Genomic DNA, 16,701 nt, shown 5'->3' with positions numbered 1-16,701 from the left:
GGTAAGGGTTACCTAACTTAGCCTTACCTCAGCGGAATGGCCGAGATGCCGTGGCGGCAGCATCGTGGTGGTACGCGCACATCAATGAAGGAGACTGTCGTGTCGGCGAACAGCTTCGACGCCCGCAGCACGCTGCAGGTGGGCGACGAGTCGTACGAGATCTTCCGGCTTGACAAGGTCGAGGGCTCGGCCCGACTGCCTTACAGCCTGAAGGTCCTGCTGGAGAACCTGCTCCGCACCGAGGACGGCGCGAACATCACCGCCGACCACATCCGCGCCCTCGGCACCTGGGACTCCCAGGCCCAGCCGTCGCAGGAGATCCAGTTCACGCCGGCCCGCGTGATCATGCAGGACTTCACCGGCGTGCCCTGTGTCGTCGACCTCGCCACCATGCGTGAGGCCGTCAAGGAGCTCGGCGGCGACCCGGCGAAGATCAACCCGCTGGCCCCGGCCGAGCTGGTCATCGACCACTCCGTCATCGCCGACAAGTTCGGCACCAACGACGCCTTCCAGCAGAACGTCGAGCTGGAGTACGGCCGCAACCGCGAGCGCTACCAGTTCCTGCGCTGGGGCCAGACCGCCTTCGACGAGTTCAAGGTCGTCCCGCCCGGCACCGGCATCGTCCACCAGGTGAACATCGAGCACCTGGCCCGCGTGGTGATGGTCCGCGACGGCAAGGCCTACCCCGACACCCTGGTCGGCACCGACTCGCACACCACCATGGTCAACGGCCTGGGCGTCCTGGGCTGGGGCGTCGGCGGCATCGAGGCCGAGGCCGCCATGCTCGGCCAGCCGGTCTCCATGCTGATCCCGCGCGTCGTCGGCTTCAAGCTCACCGGCGAGCTGCCCACCGGCACCACCGCCACCGACCTGGTGCTCACCATCACCGAGATGCTGCGCAAGCACGGCGTGGTCGGCAAGTTCGTCGAGTTCTACGGCGAGGGCGTGGCGGCGACCAGCCTCGCCAACCGCGCCACCATCGGCAACATGTCGCCGGAGTTCGGCTCCACCGCCGCGATCTTCCCGATCGACACCGAGACCATCAACTACATGCGCCTGACCGGCCGCCCCGAGCAGCAGCTCGCGCTCGTCGAGGCGTACGCCAAGGAGCAGGGCCTCTGGCTGGACCCGAACGCCGAGCCGGACTACTCCGAGAAGCTCGAGCTGGACCTGTCCACCGTCGTGCCCTCCATCGCCGGCCCGAAGCGCCCGCAGGACCGCATCGTCCTCGCGAACGCCGCCGAGCAGTTCAAGCTGGACGTCGTCAACTACGTCGACACCGTCGACGAGGCGGGCGTGGAGTCCTTCCCGGCCTCCGACGCCCCGGCCGTCCACCCCAACGGCGCCCCGTCCAACCCGGTTCCGGTGACCGCCCCCGACGGCACCACCTACGAGCTGGACCACGGCGCGGTCACCGTCGCGGCCATCACCTCCTGCACCAACACCTCCAACCCGTACGTCATGGTCGCCGCCGCGCTGGTGGCCAAGAAGGCGGTGGAGAAGGGCCTGACCCGCAAGCCGTGGGTCAAGACCACGCTGGCGCCGGGCTCCAAGGTCGTCATGGACTACTACGACAAGGCCGGCCTGACCCCGTACCTGGACAAGCTGGGCTTCAACCTGGTCGGCTACGGCTGCACCACCTGCATCGGCAACTCCGGCCCGCTGCCGGAGGAGGTCTCCAAGGCCGTCAACGAGCACGACCTCGCGGTCACCTCGGTCCTGTCCGGCAACCGCAACTTCGAGGGCCGGATCAACCCCGACGTCAAGATGAACTACCTGGCGTCCCCGCCGCTGGTCGTCGCCTACGCCATCGCCGGCTCCATGAAGGTGGACATCACGCGTGACGCCCTCGGCGTCGACCAGGACGGCAACCCGGTCCACCTGAAGGACATCTGGCCCTCGGAGTCCGAGGTCAACGACGTCGTCGCCAACGCGATCGGCGAGGACATGTTCTCCAAGTCCTACTCCGACGTCTTCGCCGGTGACGCCCAGTGGCAGTCGCTGCCGATCCCGACCGGCAACACCTTCGAGTGGGACGCCGAGTCGACCTACGTCCGCAAGCCCCCGTACTTCGAGGGCATGGGCATGGAGCCGGCCCCGGTCGAGGACATCACCGGCGCCCGGGTGCTCGCCAAGCTGGGCGACTCGGTCACCACCGACCACATCTCCCCGGCCGGCGCCATCAAGGCCGACACCCCGGCGGGCCAGTACCTCACGGAGCACGGCGTCGAGCGCCGCGACTTCAACAGCTACGGCTCCCGCCGCGGCAACCACGAGGTGATGATCCGCGGTACGTTCGCCAACATCCGCCTGCGCAACCAGATCGCGCCGGGCACCGAGGGCGGCTACACCCGCGACTTCACGCAGGAGGGCGGCCCGGTCGCCTTCATCTACGACGCCTCGCAGAACTACCAGGCCGCCGGCGTCCCGCTGGTCGTCCTGGCCGGCAAGGAGTACGGCTCCGGCTCGTCCCGCGACTGGGCCGCGAAGGGCACCGCGCTCCTCGGCGTCAAGGCCGTCGTCGCCGAGTCCTACGAGCGCATCCACCGCTCGAACCTCATCGGCATGGGCGTCCTGCCGCTCCAGTTCCCGGAGGGCGCCTCGGCCGGGTCCCTCGGCCTGACCGGCGAGGAGACCTTCTCCATCTCCGGCGTCACCGAGCTCAACGAGGGCCGCACCCCGCGCACGGTCAAGGTCACCACCGACACCGGCGTGGAGTTCGACGCGGTCGTCCGCATCGACACGCCCGGTGAGGCGGACTACTACCGCAACGGCGGCATCATGCAGTACGTGCTGCGCAACCTGATCCGCAAGTAACGGATCAGCAGGAGCGGTTGGGCCGCATCCCCCGGCGACGGGGGTGCGGCCCTCCCTTTTGTCCTCCGGAAGGCGCGGGCCTGCGAAGCCGGTCTCAGAAGCCGACGAGCGCCTCCAGATCGATCTCGACCGGGAACGGCAGCTCGGTGACGAGCTTGTCGTGGTGCACCGGGTGCATCGGAGCCGGGATGTACGCACGCGTGTCCGTGTTGAGCCAGTACTCGTGGACGGCGAGCCTCTGGTCCCGGTCGAGTTCCACGCGCCAGTAGCAGGGGACCTTGCACGCGGCGAAGAGCGCGGGCTTGCGCACCCGGTCGTCCTGGCGGGAACCGGGGGAGACGACCTCCAGGACGAGGGCGAGCCGGTCCACCGGGACGCACTCGAGTTCGAAGAAGTCCAGCTTCCGGGGGTCGAAGACGATCAGGTCCGGCTTCGGGGTGTTGCGGTCGTCGACCATGACGCACTGTTCGGCCACAACCTCGTACGGCTCGGTCACCGCGGCCTCGAGGGTGCGCAGCAGCCTGTCACGGACACGGTTGTGCCAGAACCTGGTCTGTCCGCGAACCACGATCACTCCGTCCACAAGTTCCCAGTCAAAGGGCAGCTCAAGGTGTTTGACCTGGTCGAAGGTCCAGCCGTCGGCCGGCGGGAACATCCAGGTTTCCTCGGTGGCCCGTCCCTGCTGGGGTGTGGTCATCACTGCTCCCATGAACGACGGTGTGGACGTCGTCACGCCTCGTGGTCTTACGTACGAAGGTACCGCCACCCGAAGTGGCGAGGCGATGACGCGCCCTTGACGACGCACTGGTGCCTCGGCCGTTTACAGCGGGCCCGGTTCGCGCTACGTTCACCCTGAAGTGGGAGCGCTCCCAATGATGTGGTGGACCGGAACCCGCCGCCGGAAGCGCTCCCACCCCGCAGCCGTGCCCACGCGACGAGGGGGCGGGCCCGGACAGGCCCGCCCCCTCAGGTGCTCGGGATGTGCGTCAGGCCAGCAGCTCCACCTCCGCCAGCGTCGCGGTGCCGTCCAGGACCAGGCGGTACTTCTGGTAGGTGCCCGGGGCGGCGATCGTGAAGGGGCGGGTCTGCCTGTCCCAGGTGAAGGACTCGCCGGAGCGCTTGTCCACCGTCGTCCAGTGCGTGCCGTCGGCGGACGCCTGGAGGGTCCAGCCCGTCGGGGCCTTCGTGCGGTCGCCGGACGAGGTCAGGGTGTACTGGACGGCCTTGGTGGCGTCGGCCACCGGCAGGTCCACGGTCGTCACCGTCGCGTCCGTCGACGAGGTGTCGTCGAACAGGGCGCCGTCACCCTTCAGCACGTCCGAGCGCGGGCTCGGCGCCTTGTCGCCGGTCGTGATCGACACGGGGGCCGCGTTCTTCCCCGTGCCCCACGCCGACGGCCGCGGGCCCATGTCGAACTCCAGGACCCCGCCCTTGGAGAGCAGCGAGTGCGGCAGGTTCGTCGAGTTCCACGCGCGGCCGTTGAACCGCACGCCCTGCACGTAGATGTTCTTCGCGCTGTTCTTCGGCGCCTTGATCACCAGGTCGCGGCCGTTCTCCAGATGGACGGTCGCCTTGGTGAACAGCGGGGAGCCGATGGCGTAGTCGCCGCTGCCCATGACCAGCGGGTAGAAGCCGAGCGAGGAGAAGAGGTACCAGGCCGACTGCTCGCCGTTGTCCTCGTCGCCGTGGTAGCCCTGGCCGATCTCGCTGCCGACGTAGAGCCGGGAGAGCACCTCGCGGACCTTCGCCTGCGCCTTCCAGGGCTCACCGGCCGCGTCGTACATGTACGTGACGTGGTGGGCGACCTGGTTGGAGTGGCCGTACTGGCCCATCCGCACGTCCCGGGCCTCGGTCATCTCGTGGATGATCCCGCCGTAGGAGCCGGCGAACTCCGAAGAGGCCGTCTCCGGGGTGGAGAAGTAGGTGTCGAGCTTGTCCGCGAGGGCCTTCCGGCCGCCGTAGAGGTCGGCCAGGCCCCGGCTGTCCTGCGGGGCGGTGAAGGCGTAGCCCCAGCCGTCGGTCTCCGTGTAGTCGTACCCCCACACGCGCGGGTCGTACTTCGCGGAGTCGACACGCCAGTTGCCCTTGGCGTCCCGGCCCTGGAAGAAGCCCGCCTTCGGGTCGAACAGCTTCACGTAGTCCTGGGCCCGGTTGAGGAAGTACTGCGACTCCTCCTGGTAGCGCTTCTCGCCCGTCTTCTTGTAGAGGGCCTGCCCCATCTCCGCGATGCCGTAGTCGTTGACGTAGCCCTCCATCGCCCAGGACAGGCCCTCGCCGGTCGCGGTGCTGGTGTAGCCGAGGAAGGGGGAGGTGCTCATCCCCTTGCGGCCCACGCCGGAGGACGGGGGCACGACCGTGGCGTTCTTCACGGCCGCGTCGTACGCCGCCTCGGCGTCCATGGGGACGCCCTTGACGTAGGCGTCGGCGAAGGCCACGTCGGAGGAGGTACCGGTCATCAGGTCCGCGTAGCCGGGGGAGGACCAGCGGGAGGTCCAGCCGCCGTCCTTGTACTGCTGCACGAACCCGTCGACCATCTCACCGGCCTGAGAGGGCGTCAGCAGCGAATACGCCGGCCAGGTGGTCCGGTAGGTGTCCCAGAAACCGTTGTTGACGTACACCTTGCCGTCGACGATCTTCGCGCCGGTGTGCGTCGGCGTGTCCTGGCCGGGCATCGGCGAGAACGGGGAGGCGTACCGGTCCTTCCCGCCGACCTTCTCGAAGCCCGAGTTCGGGTACAGGTACAGCCGGTACATGCTGGAGTACAGCGTGGTCAGCTGGTCCGGTGTGGCGCCCTGGACCTCGATCTTGCCGAGCAGCTTGTCCCAGGTGTGCCGGGCGCGCGCCTTGACGGTGTCGAAGGAGGTGCCGTCCGGGATCTCCTGGCGCAGGTTGTCCTCGGCCTGGTCGACGCTGATGAGCGAGGTGGCCAGGCGCAGCGTGACGGTGTGGTCGTCGCCCGCGTCGAAGCGAAGGTAGCCCTTGACCCCGCTGGAGGAGCCGTCCTTGACGGGCCGGTCGAAGACACCGTAGACGAAGAGTCGGGTGGCGCCGGTCGACAGCCCGGACTTCACGTCCGAGTAGCCGGTGACGATCCCGTGCTCCTTGTCCAGGGTCAGGCCCGCCTGGTCGGTGACGTTGTCGAACAGGACGCTCGCGTCGTCGCCCGGGTAGGTGAAGCGCAGGGCGGCGGCGTGGTCGGTCGGGGTCATCTCGGCCTTGAGGCCGTTCTCGAACGTCACGCCGTAGTAGTAGGGGCGTGCGGTCTCGTTCTCGTGCCGGAAGGCGAGGGCGCGGGCGGTGCGGTCGGTGTCCGGGGTGCCGGAGGCGGCGGACGGCATCACCTGGAAGGTCTGCCGGTCGCCCATCCAGGGGCTCGGCTCGTGGCTGGCGCTGAACGCCTGGATCGTCGGCAGGTTGTCGGTGTTGTTCGCACGCGCGTACTCGTACAGCCAGCTCAGCGAGGACGCGTTGGTCACCGGCGTCCAGAAGTTGAAGCCGTGCGGCAGTGCGGTCGCGGGGAAGTTGTTGCCGCGCGAGAAGCTGCCGCTGGAGTTGGTGCCGCGGGTGGTCAGCGCGTAGTCCGCCAGGTGCGCCTTCGGCCGCTCGGGGGTCGCGCGCCTGATCGACACGTCGTCCAGCCAGCCGCGGAACTTCGCCGGTCCGGTGGGGGAGTCGTAGGCGAGCAGGATCCGGTCGACTGTCTTGCCGGCCGCGACCGAGCCGATGTGCGAGACGACGTTGTTCCACTGGTTCACGTAGAGCGTCTTGGCCGCACCCTGCCCCTGCGGGCTGAGCGTGAAGCCGTGCTGGTCCGTCGCGCCCAGTCCGCTCAGGTACGTGCCGTCGGTGAAGGCCAGGTCGACGGCTACGTTGGTGGCGTCGTAGTCGCGGTCGCCGTCCGCCATCGACGGGTAGATGCGGTACGACAACTGGGTGTCGCGGGAGACCTCGACGTCGACGTCGAAGACCTTGTTGTACGAGTACGCCCGCCCCTGGGCGGTGTGCCGGCCGGCGTAGCGCAGCGCCCGCTTGCCCGTGAAACCGGCCCCGGACTTCGCGGTCGGCGAGCCGCTCGGGCCGCGGTCGACGAGGGAGAGCATGTCCTGCGGGACCGTCCCGCCGTCGTCGCCGGTGGAGAACTGCACGTCGGCGAGCTGGAGTATGTTCGAGGCGCCGTTGTTCCTCGTGACGTCGAGCCGGAAGTGCTGGTATTCGGCCGGTTCGGCGAGGTCGTACGTCTTGGTCTGGAACCGTTGGGCGAACGACTCGCCGGAGCGGGAGTCGACGGTCTTCCAGTCCTTGCCGTCGGTGGAGGCCTTGAGGGTCCAGTCCTTCGGGTCGCGCTCGGCGTAGTCGTTGGCGGATGTGAGGGCGTATCGGGTGATTTTAACGGGTTTGTCGAAGTCGAACTCGACCCAACCGGTGGGCTCGAACGTCAGCCACTTGGTGCCCGACTCACCGTCGACGAGGTTCTCCTTGACCTCGCCCGCGCCCGTGTTCTCACCGCTGGCCCGCAGATCGGTGACATGGTCGTCCACGTTGCCCGGAATTCCGGTGCTGTAGCCGCCGTCCACGCCCGAGGCGCGCTTGCCGCCGTCCGGTGCGGTGTCGACCGTGTTCAGCCAGTCCGGTGCCGGGTCGCCGGCCTCGAACGAGGACGTGAACTCCGTCGCGGCGGCCGGGGCCTTGCCGGGCAGGGCGATCGCCGCCCCCTGGGAACCTACGGCCATGACGAAGGCGGCCGCGATGACGACCGCCGGAGTCCATCTGTGCCGTGCTCTGCGCTGCATACGAGGGCACCCTCCCTGGTTCTCCCGCGCCGGACAACGTTGTCAAAGTCGGCGCAAGCTCCAGTAGGGAGTCAAGTGGCCAGATATGTCAAGGGTGTTGTGTGTGGCATTCGGGCATGAAGTCCGGGATATTTCCCCCAAGGAGGCCACAGGCGGCTCATATTTCCGCGAGGTCTCAACTCGGATAAGACCGACAGCGAACCTTGTCTTCGATCTTGCTCCGTCCGCCCGAAGTGGACTATACCTGTCGGCGTCCGCGAAGCCGTTCGACCGTGCGGGGGGCGGGCCCGGGGGGAGCCGGAAAGGTGGTTTGACGTGCGAAACGCGTCCGCCTCCTTGTTTTCCAAGCGATCCCGGTAGAAGACGCACAAAGTACTTTCTGCACGACCCAGCTTGGCCTTACGCGGTGCCGGGGAGGATCCGGTTCACCGCCTGAGTCCTGGAGAAGGCGAGGACTTGCGCATGGGATCCACTTCCGCCGAGAACCACGGAGGCGTCGGCCGCCGCGACCTGATCAAGCGGTCCGCGGCTCTCGGCCTGATCTCCGTACCCGCGATGAGCTTCCTGTCCGCGTGCGCCAGTGGCGGTGGCGACGGACAGGACAAGGCCAAGTCGGGCAAGAAGACCGCGAAGAATCCGCTGGGGGTCAACGAGACCGCCAAGATGGAATTCGTCCTCTTCGACGGCGGCTTCGGCAAGGAGTACGCCGAGGACGCCACCAAGATCTACCAGAAGAACTTCCCCAAGGCGACGGTGAAGTTCAGCGCCACCCAGAAGATCCAGTCCACGCTCCAGCCCCGCTTCAACCAGGGCAACCCGCCGGACCTCATCGACAACTCCGGCGCCGAGCAGATGGACATGGGCGTCCTCGTCGGCAAGAACCAGCTCGCCGACCTCACCCCGCTGCTGGACGCGCCGTCGTACGACGACCCGAACAAGAAGGTCCGCGACACCCTGCGCCCGGGCATCGTGGAGATGGGCCAGTTCGACGGCCAGCCGGTCTGGATCATGTACTACGCCTACACGGTCTACGGCGTCTGGTACTCGCAGAAGGCCCTGGACTCGCTGGACGAGAAGTACCCCGAGACCTGGGACGAGATGCTCAAGGTCTGCGAGAAGGCCAAGAAGAAGGGCATGGCCGGCTGGACCTACGCCGGCAAGTACCCGTACTACATCCCCTTCTCGCTGTACCCGATGATCGCCAAGGTCGGCGGCCGGCAGGTCCTGGACGCCATCGACAACCTGGAGCCGAACGCCTGGAAGCACCCTGCGGTCAAGGCCTGTTTCGAGGCCTACTACGAGCTCTACAAGAAGGGTTACATCCTCAAGGGCACCCCCGGCCTGGACCACATCCAGTCGCAGACCGCCTGGGCCAAGGGCAAGGCGCTGTTCATCCCGAACGGCTCCTGGGTGGAGAACGAGTCCGCCAACGTGATCCCGAAGGACTTCAACCTCGCGGTCTCCGCGCCCAGCGGTATCGACAGCTCCGACAAGATGCCGTTCGGCACCATCTGGGCCTCCGGCGGCGAGCCCTTCATCGTCCCGGCCAAGGCCGCGAACCCCGCGGGCGGCATGGAGCAGCTGCGCATCATGCTCAGCGAGGCGTCCTCCAAGAACTTCACCGCCAAGGTGAAGTCGCTGACCGCGTACAACGGCGGCACCACGGGCATCGAGCTGACCCCGGGTCTGAAGTCCGGCGTGGCGGCGCTGGAGAAGGCCGGCACCAACGTGGTGAACCCGCGGCTGCAGGACTGGTACGTGCAGCTGCAGAAGGAGAAGATCGGTGTGGCCGGTCTGGGCGAGATGATGGCCGGCCGCCTCACCCCGGCGGAGGCCATCAGCAAGATCCAGGGCTTCGCCGACGAGGCCGCCAAGGACACGTCGATCAAGCACTACAAGCACCAGTGAGGGTCCGTCGCCAGGGCCCGTGAGGCGACCGTGACGGCCGCCGCGCGGGCCCTGGCGGCACCGTCCGCCCTTCAGATCGGGGTCGCTAGCAATGCAGCACGGCAAGTACCGGTTCATCGTGGGGTTTCTGGTCCTGCCCCTGGGGCTGTACGCGCTCTTCGTCGTCTGGCCGTTCATCCAGTCCATCTACTACTCGTTCACGGACTGGACGGGCCTGAGCCCCGACTTCAAGATGGTCGGGTTCGACAACTACAAGAGGATGTTCGACGACGAGATCTTCTGGAAGTCGTTGCAGCACAGTCTGCTGTTCGCGCTGGTGCTGCCGGTGGTGACGCTCGGTCTGGCACTGTTCTTCGCCTTCATGATCAATGTCGGCGGGCGGCGCAGGAGAGGCGGACCGGCCATCACCGGCGTCCGCGGCTCCTCGTTCTACAAGATCGTCTACTTCTTCCCGCAGGTGCTGTCGATCGCCATCGTCGCCATCCTGTTCGCGTTCGTGTACAACCCGGACAGCGGCGCGATCAACTCCCTGCTGAGCGCGGTCGGGCTCGACAGCGTCCAGCCGCTGTGGCTGGGCGACCCGGGCCTGGCGCTGTGGTGCGTGATGGCCGTGCTGGTCTGGTCGACGACCGGCTTCTTCGTGGTCCTCTTCTCCGCCGGTATGGCCTCCATCCCGGCCGATCTGTACGAGGCCGCGCTGCTCGACGGCGCCAGCCGGTTCGCCACCTTCTTCCGGATCACCCTGCCGCTGCTGTGGGACACCGTGCAGTCCGGCTGGGTCTACATGGGCATCCTCGCCCTCGGCGCGGAGTCGTTCGCGGTCGTACAGATCATGACGACCGGGCCGGGCGGCCCCGACTACTCGACCACCGTCATGGTCCTGTACGTGTACCAGAAGGCGTTCCGTGACGGTCAGGCCGCCTACGCCACCACGATCGGCGTCGCCCTGCTGGTCGTCACGCTGGCCTTCGCGGCGATCGTGATGCGGCTGGGCCGGCGCGAGCGGCTGGAGTTCTGATCATGAAAACGACCGAGACCCCCGCCCCCGTACCGGCCGAGTCCGGCGCCACCGTCTCCAAGGTCGGCGTGCCGGCCGGAAGGGACACCCGGCGGAAGAAGGAGGGCGGTGTCCTCAACGTCTTCTCCCACGGCATCCTGATCATCTGGGCGATCATGGTCGTCATGCCGCTGGTGTGGGCGGTGATGACGTCCTTCAAGACCGACGGCGACATCTTCAGCTCGCCCTGGTCGCTGCCGGACAGGCTGCACTTCGAGAACTGGTCGCGCGCCTGGAGCGACGCGCACATGAGCGACTACTTCCTCAACACCGTCCTGGTGGTGGGGGGCTCGCTCATCGGCACGCTGGTGCTCGGCTCGATGGCGGCCTACGTGCTGGCCCGGTTCGACTTCCCGGGCAACCGGTTCATCTACTACCTCTTCATCGGCGGCATGAGCTTCCCGATCATGCTGGCGCTGGTGCCGTTGTTCTACGTCGTGAACAACATGGGGCTGCTGAACACCATCCACGGGCTGATCCTGGTCTACATCGCCTACTCGCTGCCCTTCACGGTGTTCTTCCTGACGGCGTTCTTCCGGACCCTGCCGACCTCGGTGGCGGAGGCCGCCTTCGTGGACGGCGCCTCGCACACCCGGACGTTCTTCCAGATCATGCTGCCGATGGCCAAGCCCGGCCTGATCAGCGTGGGGATCTTCAACTTCCTCGGGCAGTGGAACCAGTACATGCTGCCCACGGTGCTCAACACCGACCCCGACAAGCACGTGCTCACCCAGGGCCTGGTGCAGCTGGCCGTGAGCCAGGGCTACAAGGGCGACTGGTCCGGTCTCTTCGCGGGCCTGGTGATGGCGATGCTGCCGGTCCTGGCGGCGTACATCGTCTTCCAGCGCCAAGTGGTGCAGGGCCTGACGGCGGGCGCCCTGAAGTAGCTCCGAGGACCTTCCCGGGCCCGCTCGCGCGCGGTCCACGCCGAAGCCGCCCCCGGCCGCCGGGGGCGGCTTCGGCATGCCTTCGCAGCCCCTCCGCCGCGATCAGCAGCCCTCCTGCGGCCCCTCTGCCGCGACCACCGGCGGAGTGCTTCGGCGCGCCCTACCACGGCTCCACAGGTGTGTCCAAGGACCCGGAAACGGTTCAACCTCTTGACGGGAGGCAACCCGAACGGCTCATCTTAGAGTTCACTTGTTGGATAGACGGGGCCTCACCGGAGCGGCCCCGCGCTCAGGAGGTCGTCGTGGAGACTCCAGGGTCGCAGTCGTCGCTGCACCGAGCCAACCTGGAGCGGGTCGTACGTGCCGTGCGTCTTGCCGGATCCCTCACGCAGGCGGAGATCGCGCGGACCACGGGTCTGTCCGCGGCAACGGTCTCCAACATCGTGCGCGAGCTCAAGGACGGCGGAACGGTCCAGGTCACACCCACGTCAGCGGGCGGCCGCCGGGCCCGCAGCGTGTCCCTGAGCGGCGACGCCGGGATCGTGATCGGTGTGGATTTCGGGCACGCGCATTTGCGGGTCGCGATCGGGAACCTCGCCCACCAGGTGCTCGCCGAGGAGTCCGAGCCGCTGGACGTGGACGCCTCCTGGGTGCAGGGCTTCGACCGGGCGGAGGAGCTGGTCAACCGGCTGATCGCGGCCACGGGGGTGGACCGCTCCAAGATCGCCGGCGTGGGCCTCGGCGTGCCCGGCCCGATCGATGTGGAGTCCGGCACGCTCGGCTCCACGGCCATCCTGCCGGGATGGGGCGGCATCAAGCCCGCCGAGGAGCTGCGGGGGCGGCTCGGCGTGCCGGTGCACGTGGACAACGACGCCAACCTCGGCGCCCTCGGCGAGCTGGTGTGGGGCAGCGGGCGCGGGGTGCGCGACCTGGCCTACATCAAGATCGCCAGTGGTGTGGGCGCCGGCCTGGTCATCAACGGGAAGATCTACCGCGGCCCCGGCGGCACAGCGGGCGAAATCGGGCATATTACACTGGATGAATCCGGCCCGGTCTGCCGCTGCGGAAACCGTGGCTGCCTGGAGACCTTCACCTCCGCGCGGTACGTCCTGCCGCTCCTCCAGCCCAGTCACGGCCGCGACCTGACCATGGAGGGCGTCGTACGGCTGGCGCGGGACGGTGACCCGGGCTGTCGTCGGGTGATCGCCGACGTCGGCCGTCACATCGGCAGTGGAGTCGCCAATCTCTGCAATCTGCTCAACCCGAGCCGGGTGGTCCTCGGTGGCGATCTCGCGGAGGCCGGCGAGCTGGTGCTCGGGCCGATCAGGGAGTCGGTCGGGCGCTATGCCATCCCCAGCGCCGCACGCCAACTGTCCATCCTTCCGGGGGCACTTGGGGGCCGTGCGGAGGTGCTCGGGGCGCTGGCCCTGGCGCTCAGCGAGATGGGTGATTCCACCCTTTTGGACGGGAGTACGCCCGGCACCCTGCACGTGGCCACCCCTGCCTTCACTTAGAGAACGGATGGCACCGTTGCCATCTCGTTAAGGATTTACTTCTTGACGTCGCACGTGTGGCCGAGTTGACTTCCAGCCACCTCGGCCGCAACGACGCGGCCTCGTCAGGGAGGTTTGAAGAAGTGAACACGCGTATGCGTCGTGCGGCCTTCGCCGTTGCAGCTGGTGCCATGGCCGTCTCGCTCGCCGCTTGCGGCAGCGCCAAGGAGTCCGGTGGCGACTCCTCGAAGTCGTCCTCCAGCAGCGCGAAGAAGGGCGACGACATCAAGGTCGGTCTGCTCCTGCCGGAGAACCAGACCGCCCGCTACGAGAAGTTCGACCGCCCGCTGATCGAGAAGAAGATCGCGGAGCTGACGAACAACAAGGGCAAGGTCGTCTACGCCAACGCCAAGCAGGACGCCAGCCTGCAGAACCAGCAGGTCGACACCATGATCACCAACAAGGTGGACGTGCTGATCGTCGACGCCGTGGACGCCGCCGCCATCAAGAACTCGGTGCAGAAGGCCAAGGACGCCGGCATCCCGGTCGTCGCCTACGACCGACTGGCGCAGGGCCCGATCGACGCCTACACCTCGTTCGACAACGTCACCGTCGGCAAGACCCAGGGCGAGGCGCTGCTGAAGGCGCTCGGCTCCAAGGCCAAGTCCGGCAAGATCGTCATGATGAACGGCTCCTCCACCGACCCGAACGCCGCGCAGTTCAAGAAGGGCGCCCACGAGGTGCTCGACGGCAAGGTGAACATCGGCAAGGAGTACGACACCAAGGAGTGGAAGCCGGAGAACGCCAACTCCAACATGGAGGGCGCCATCTCCGCCCTCGGCAAGAAGAACATCATCGGCGTCTACTCCGCCAACGACGGCATGGCCGGCGGTATCATCACCGCCCTGAAGGCCGCCGGCATCAAGGTCCCGGTCACCGGCCAGGACGCGGAGCTCGCGGGTGTCCAGCGCATCGTCGCCGGTGAGCAGTACATGAGCGTCTACAAGCCGTACGCTCCCGAGGCCGCCGCCGCCGCCGAGATGGCCGTGGACCTCGCCCAGGGCAAGTCGCTCGACTCCGTCGCCAAGGACAAGGTCGACAGCCCGACCACCAAGCAGGTCCCCTCGGTCCTGGTGCCCGTCACCGCGCTGACCCAGGACAACATCAAGGACACCGTCATCAAGGACGGCGTCTACACGCTCGACCAGATCTGCACCGGCCAGTACAAGGCGGCCTGCGACAAGATCGGTCTGAAGTAAGCGACCCACGCGCCTTTCCCTCCCGGCCGACTCGTTCTTGAATGGCCGGGCGGGACGAAGGCGCCTCGAGGCTCCGCCGGTGCCCCGCGCATCACACAGCCCCGCAAGCTCGCCGGGGCGCCGGACGGAACATCCCCCAAAAACTTCTGCACAACCTCCCGCCGGGTCAGGCGGCGAAGGAGATGGTTCACGTGTCCGCTACGCCCGTGCTGGCGTTGCGCGGGGTCTCCAAGCGGTTCGGTGCCGTCCAGGCGCTCACCGACGTAGAGCTTGAGGTCCACGCCGGTGAGGTGGTCGCCCTGGTCGGCGACAACGGCGCCGGAAAGTCCACGCTGGTCAAGACGATCGCCGGCGTGCACCCCATCGATGAGGGCGTCATCGAGTGGGATGGCAAGACCGTCCAGGTCAACAAGCCGCACGACGCCCAGAACCTGGGCATCGCGACGGTCTACCAGGACCTCGCGCTGTGCGACAACATCGATGTCGTCGGCAACCTCTACCTGGGGCGGGAGATCCGCCGCCGCGGCGTCCTGGACGAGGTGGAGATGGAGCGGCGCTCGCGCGAGCTGCTGGACCAGCTCTCGATCCGCATTCCCAGCGTCCGTATCCCGATCGCCTCGCTCTCCGGCGGTCAGCGCCAGGTCGTGGCCATCGCCCGGTCCATGCTCGGTGAGCCCAAGCTGGTGATCCTCGACGAGCCCACCGCCGCCCTCGGCGTCGAGCAGACCGCACAGGTGCTCGACCTGGTCGAGCGGCTGCGTGAGCGCGGCCACGCCGTGATCCTCATCAGCCACAACATGGCCGACGTCAAGGCCGTGGCGGACAAGGTGGCCGTCCTGCGTCTGGGACGCAACAACGGCGTCTTCGAGGTCAAGTCGACCTCGCAGGAAGAGATCATCTCCGCCATCACCGGCGCCACGGACAATGCCGTGACCCGTCGTGCGGCGCGCACCAATGGGGAGATCAAGAAGTGAGCAGCATCGACAAGACCTCCACGTCTCCCGAGGACCACGTGGTGGAGAACCCCGAGGCGGCACGCGGCTCCGACGTCGCCGTCGACCCCCGCCTGCTGGTGCGCGAACAGGGCATCGCCGGTTACCTCGGCGAGTTCAAGCGCAGGATGAAGGCCGGTGACCTGGGCTCCATCCCGGTCGTCCTCGGCCTGGCGATCATCTGGATCATCTTCCAGAGCCTGAACTCCAACTTCCTCACCGCGGGCAACCTCTCCGACATCTCCGTCGCCATGGTCGGCACGGGCATGATCGCGGTCGGTATCGTCTTCGTCCTGCTGCTCGGTGAGATCGACCTGTCGGTCGGCTCGGTCTCCGGTGTCGCGGGCGCCACGTTCGCGGTGCTGAACGTCACCCACGGCATGAGCGAGGTGCTGGCCCTGGTGCTGGCGATCCTCACCGGAACGGTGGCCGGTGCCATCCACGGCTTCTTCTTCGCGAAGATCGGAGTGCCGGCGTTCGCCGTGACTCTGGCGGGCCTGCTGTTCTGGAACGGCTTCATGCTCAAGGTGCTGGGCTCCAACGGCACGATCAACCTCAACAGCGACGGCCTTGTGGCCAAGCTGACCAGCTACTACTTCTCCGACGTGGCCGCAGCCTACGGGCTCGCCGTCGCGGTGACCGTGCTGTACTTCCTCAGCGCCTTCTACGGCAACAAGCGCCGCGAGGCCGCCGGTGTGCCGTCCAAGCCGCTGAGCGACACCATCCTGCGCACCGCGCTGCTGGGCGTCGTCTCCTTCGCCGCGGCGATCGTCTTCAACCAGTACAAGGGCCTGCCGCTGGCCGTGCTGATCTTCGTCGCGATGCTGTTCCTCACCGACTTCGTGCTGCGCCGCACCGCCTACGGCCGCAAGGTCTTCGCGCTCGGCGGCAGCGTCGAGGCCTCCCGCCGCGCCGGCATCAACGTGGAGATGGTCCGGATCTCGGTCTTCGCGATCTCCGGTACCTTCGCGGCCATCGGCGGTCTGTTCATCGCCTCCAAGATCGCCTCCGCCAACCAGGGCGCCGGCGGCGGTGACCTGCTGATGAACGCGATCGCGGCGGCCGTGATCGGCGGTACGTCCCTCTTCGGTGGCCGTGGCCGCACCTGGAACGCGCTCCTGGGCGTGCTGGTGATCGTCTCGATCCAGTACGGCCTGGCGCTGGAGGGCATCGCCTCCCCGGTCCAGTACATGATCACCGGTGGCGTGCTGCTGGCGACCGTCGTCATCGACGCGGTCACCCGCAAGACGCAGAAGACCGCCGGCCGCGCCTGACCGCGGCCGGCAGGCCGACCGGCCGACCGGCCCCCGGGGCCCGTGAGGGTCCCGGGGACCGCGCGACCGGCAGACCACAGGGCTGTGCCCGGCACCGACACAGGTGCCGGGCACAGCCGTGCCCCGGGGGTCCCGCACCGGCCGGAGGCCGCTGCCGCGCGTCCCGGAGGCCGCTGCCGCGCATCCCGGGGTCGTTTCCGCGCATCCCGGGGTCGTTTCCGCGG

Annotated in this window: 10 protein-coding genes; 8 read left to right on the top strand and 2 right to left on the bottom strand. The window is 67.8% G+C overall.

All coding sequences use genetic code 11. From position 1 onward, the window contains the following. Positions 1-99 precede the first annotated feature (99 nt). On the top strand, positions 100-2,817 hold the full coding sequence (gene acnA / locus R2S09_RS22610; protein ID WP_399144409.1) for an aconitate hydratase AcnA: 2,718 nt from the start codon (positions 100-102) through the stop codon (positions 2,815-2,817). 94 nt (positions 2,818-2,911) lie between these two features. On the opposite strand, the gene R2S09_RS22605 is transcribed toward acnA, so the two are convergent. Together R2S09_RS22605 and R2S09_RS22600 are read right to left on the bottom strand one after the other, a co-directional pair. Then, positions 2,912-3,514 carry a Uma2 family endonuclease gene (locus R2S09_RS22605; RefSeq protein ID WP_306184377.1) on the bottom strand — a complete coding sequence of 201 codons (603 nt, stop codon included), beginning with the start codon at positions 3,512-3,514 and terminating at the stop codon, positions 2,912-2,914. 289 nt (positions 3,515-3,803) lie between these two features. Next, positions 3,804-7,607 (bottom strand): GH92 family glycosyl hydrolase, encoded by a 3,804-nt coding sequence (locus R2S09_RS22600; protein ID WP_316742887.1) that lies wholly within the window; start codon positions 7,605-7,607, stop codon positions 3,804-3,806. 462 nt (positions 7,608-8,069) lie between these two features. Here R2S09_RS22600 and ngcE point away from each other — a divergent pair, with 462 nt between their 5' ends. From ngcE to R2S09_RS22565, 7 genes are all read left to right on the top strand, one after another. Continuing rightward, positions 8,070-9,515 (top strand): N-acetylglucosamine/diacetylchitobiose ABC transporter substrate-binding protein, encoded by a 1,446-nt coding sequence (ngcE, locus tag R2S09_RS22595; protein ID WP_306184374.1) that lies wholly within the window; start codon positions 8,070-8,072, stop codon positions 9,513-9,515. 91 nt (positions 9,516-9,606) lie between these two features. Beyond that, on the top strand, positions 9,607-10,533 hold the full coding sequence (locus R2S09_RS22590; protein ID WP_306184373.1) for a carbohydrate ABC transporter permease: 927 nt from the start codon (positions 9,607-9,609) through the stop codon (positions 10,531-10,533). A gap of 2 nt (positions 10,534-10,535) precedes the next feature. Further along, positions 10,536-11,459, top strand: a complete 924-nt coding sequence (locus tag R2S09_RS22585) for a carbohydrate ABC transporter permease (protein WP_306184372.1) — start codon at positions 10,536-10,538, stop codon at positions 11,457-11,459. Between the two features lie 302 nt (positions 11,460-11,761). Then, positions 11,762-12,973: an ROK family transcriptional regulator gene (locus R2S09_RS22580; RefSeq protein WP_306184371.1), complete on the top strand. Its 1,212-nt coding sequence runs from the start codon at positions 11,762-11,764 to the stop codon at positions 12,971-12,973. A 134-nt stretch (positions 12,974-13,107) separates the two neighbouring features. Next, a complete protein-coding gene (locus R2S09_RS22575) occupies positions 13,108-14,211 on the top strand; it encodes a substrate-binding domain-containing protein (RefSeq protein ID WP_306184442.1) in 1,104 nt (367 codons plus the stop codon). Between the two features lie 182 nt (positions 14,212-14,393). After that, on the top strand, positions 14,394-15,185 hold the full coding sequence (locus tag R2S09_RS22570; protein ID WP_306184369.1) for an ATP-binding cassette domain-containing protein: 792 nt from the start codon (positions 14,394-14,396) through the stop codon (positions 15,183-15,185). Next, positions 15,182-16,477 (top strand): sugar ABC transporter permease, encoded by a 1,296-nt coding sequence (locus R2S09_RS22565; protein WP_306184367.1) that lies wholly within the window; start codon positions 15,182-15,184, stop codon positions 16,475-16,477. Before R2S09_RS22570 ends, R2S09_RS22565 begins: the two co-directional genes overlap by 4 nt. Positions 16,478-16,701: the final 224 nt, after the last annotated feature.

Source organism: Streptomyces sp. MK7 (assembly GCF_032658145.1).
GTDB classification, from domain to species: domain Bacteria; phylum Actinomycetota; class Actinomycetes; order Streptomycetales; family Streptomycetaceae; genus Streptomyces; species Streptomyces spiralis.
The sequence above is the reverse complement of the archived record's forward strand: the minus strand, read 5'-3'. Positions and strand labels throughout refer to the sequence as shown.

Bases quoted from the DNA above. Each gene is read 5' to 3' on its own strand.
- R2S09_RS22605 (WP_306184377.1), bottom strand. From the start codon at position 3,514: ATGACCACACCCCAGCAGGGACGGGCCACCGAGGAAACCTGGATGTTC.
- ngcE (WP_306184374.1), top strand. From the start codon at position 8,070: ATGGGATCCACTTCCGCCGAGAACCACGGAGGCGTCGGCCGCCGCGAC.
- R2S09_RS22585 (WP_306184372.1), top strand. From the start codon at position 10,536: ATGAAAACGACCGAGACCCCCGCCCCCGTACCGGCCGAGTCCGGCGCC.
- R2S09_RS22590 (WP_306184373.1), top strand. From the start codon at position 9,607: ATGCAGCACGGCAAGTACCGGTTCATCGTGGGGTTTCTGGTCCTGCCC.
- R2S09_RS22575 (WP_306184442.1), top strand. From the start codon at position 13,108: ATGCGTCGTGCGGCCTTCGCCGTTGCAGCTGGTGCCATGGCCGTCTCG.
- R2S09_RS22600 (WP_316742887.1), bottom strand. From the start codon at position 7,607: ATGCAGCGCAGAGCACGGCACAGATGGACTCCGGCGGTCGTCATCGCG.
- R2S09_RS22570 (WP_306184369.1), top strand. From the start codon at position 14,394: ATGGTTCACGTGTCCGCTACGCCCGTGCTGGCGTTGCGCGGGGTCTCC.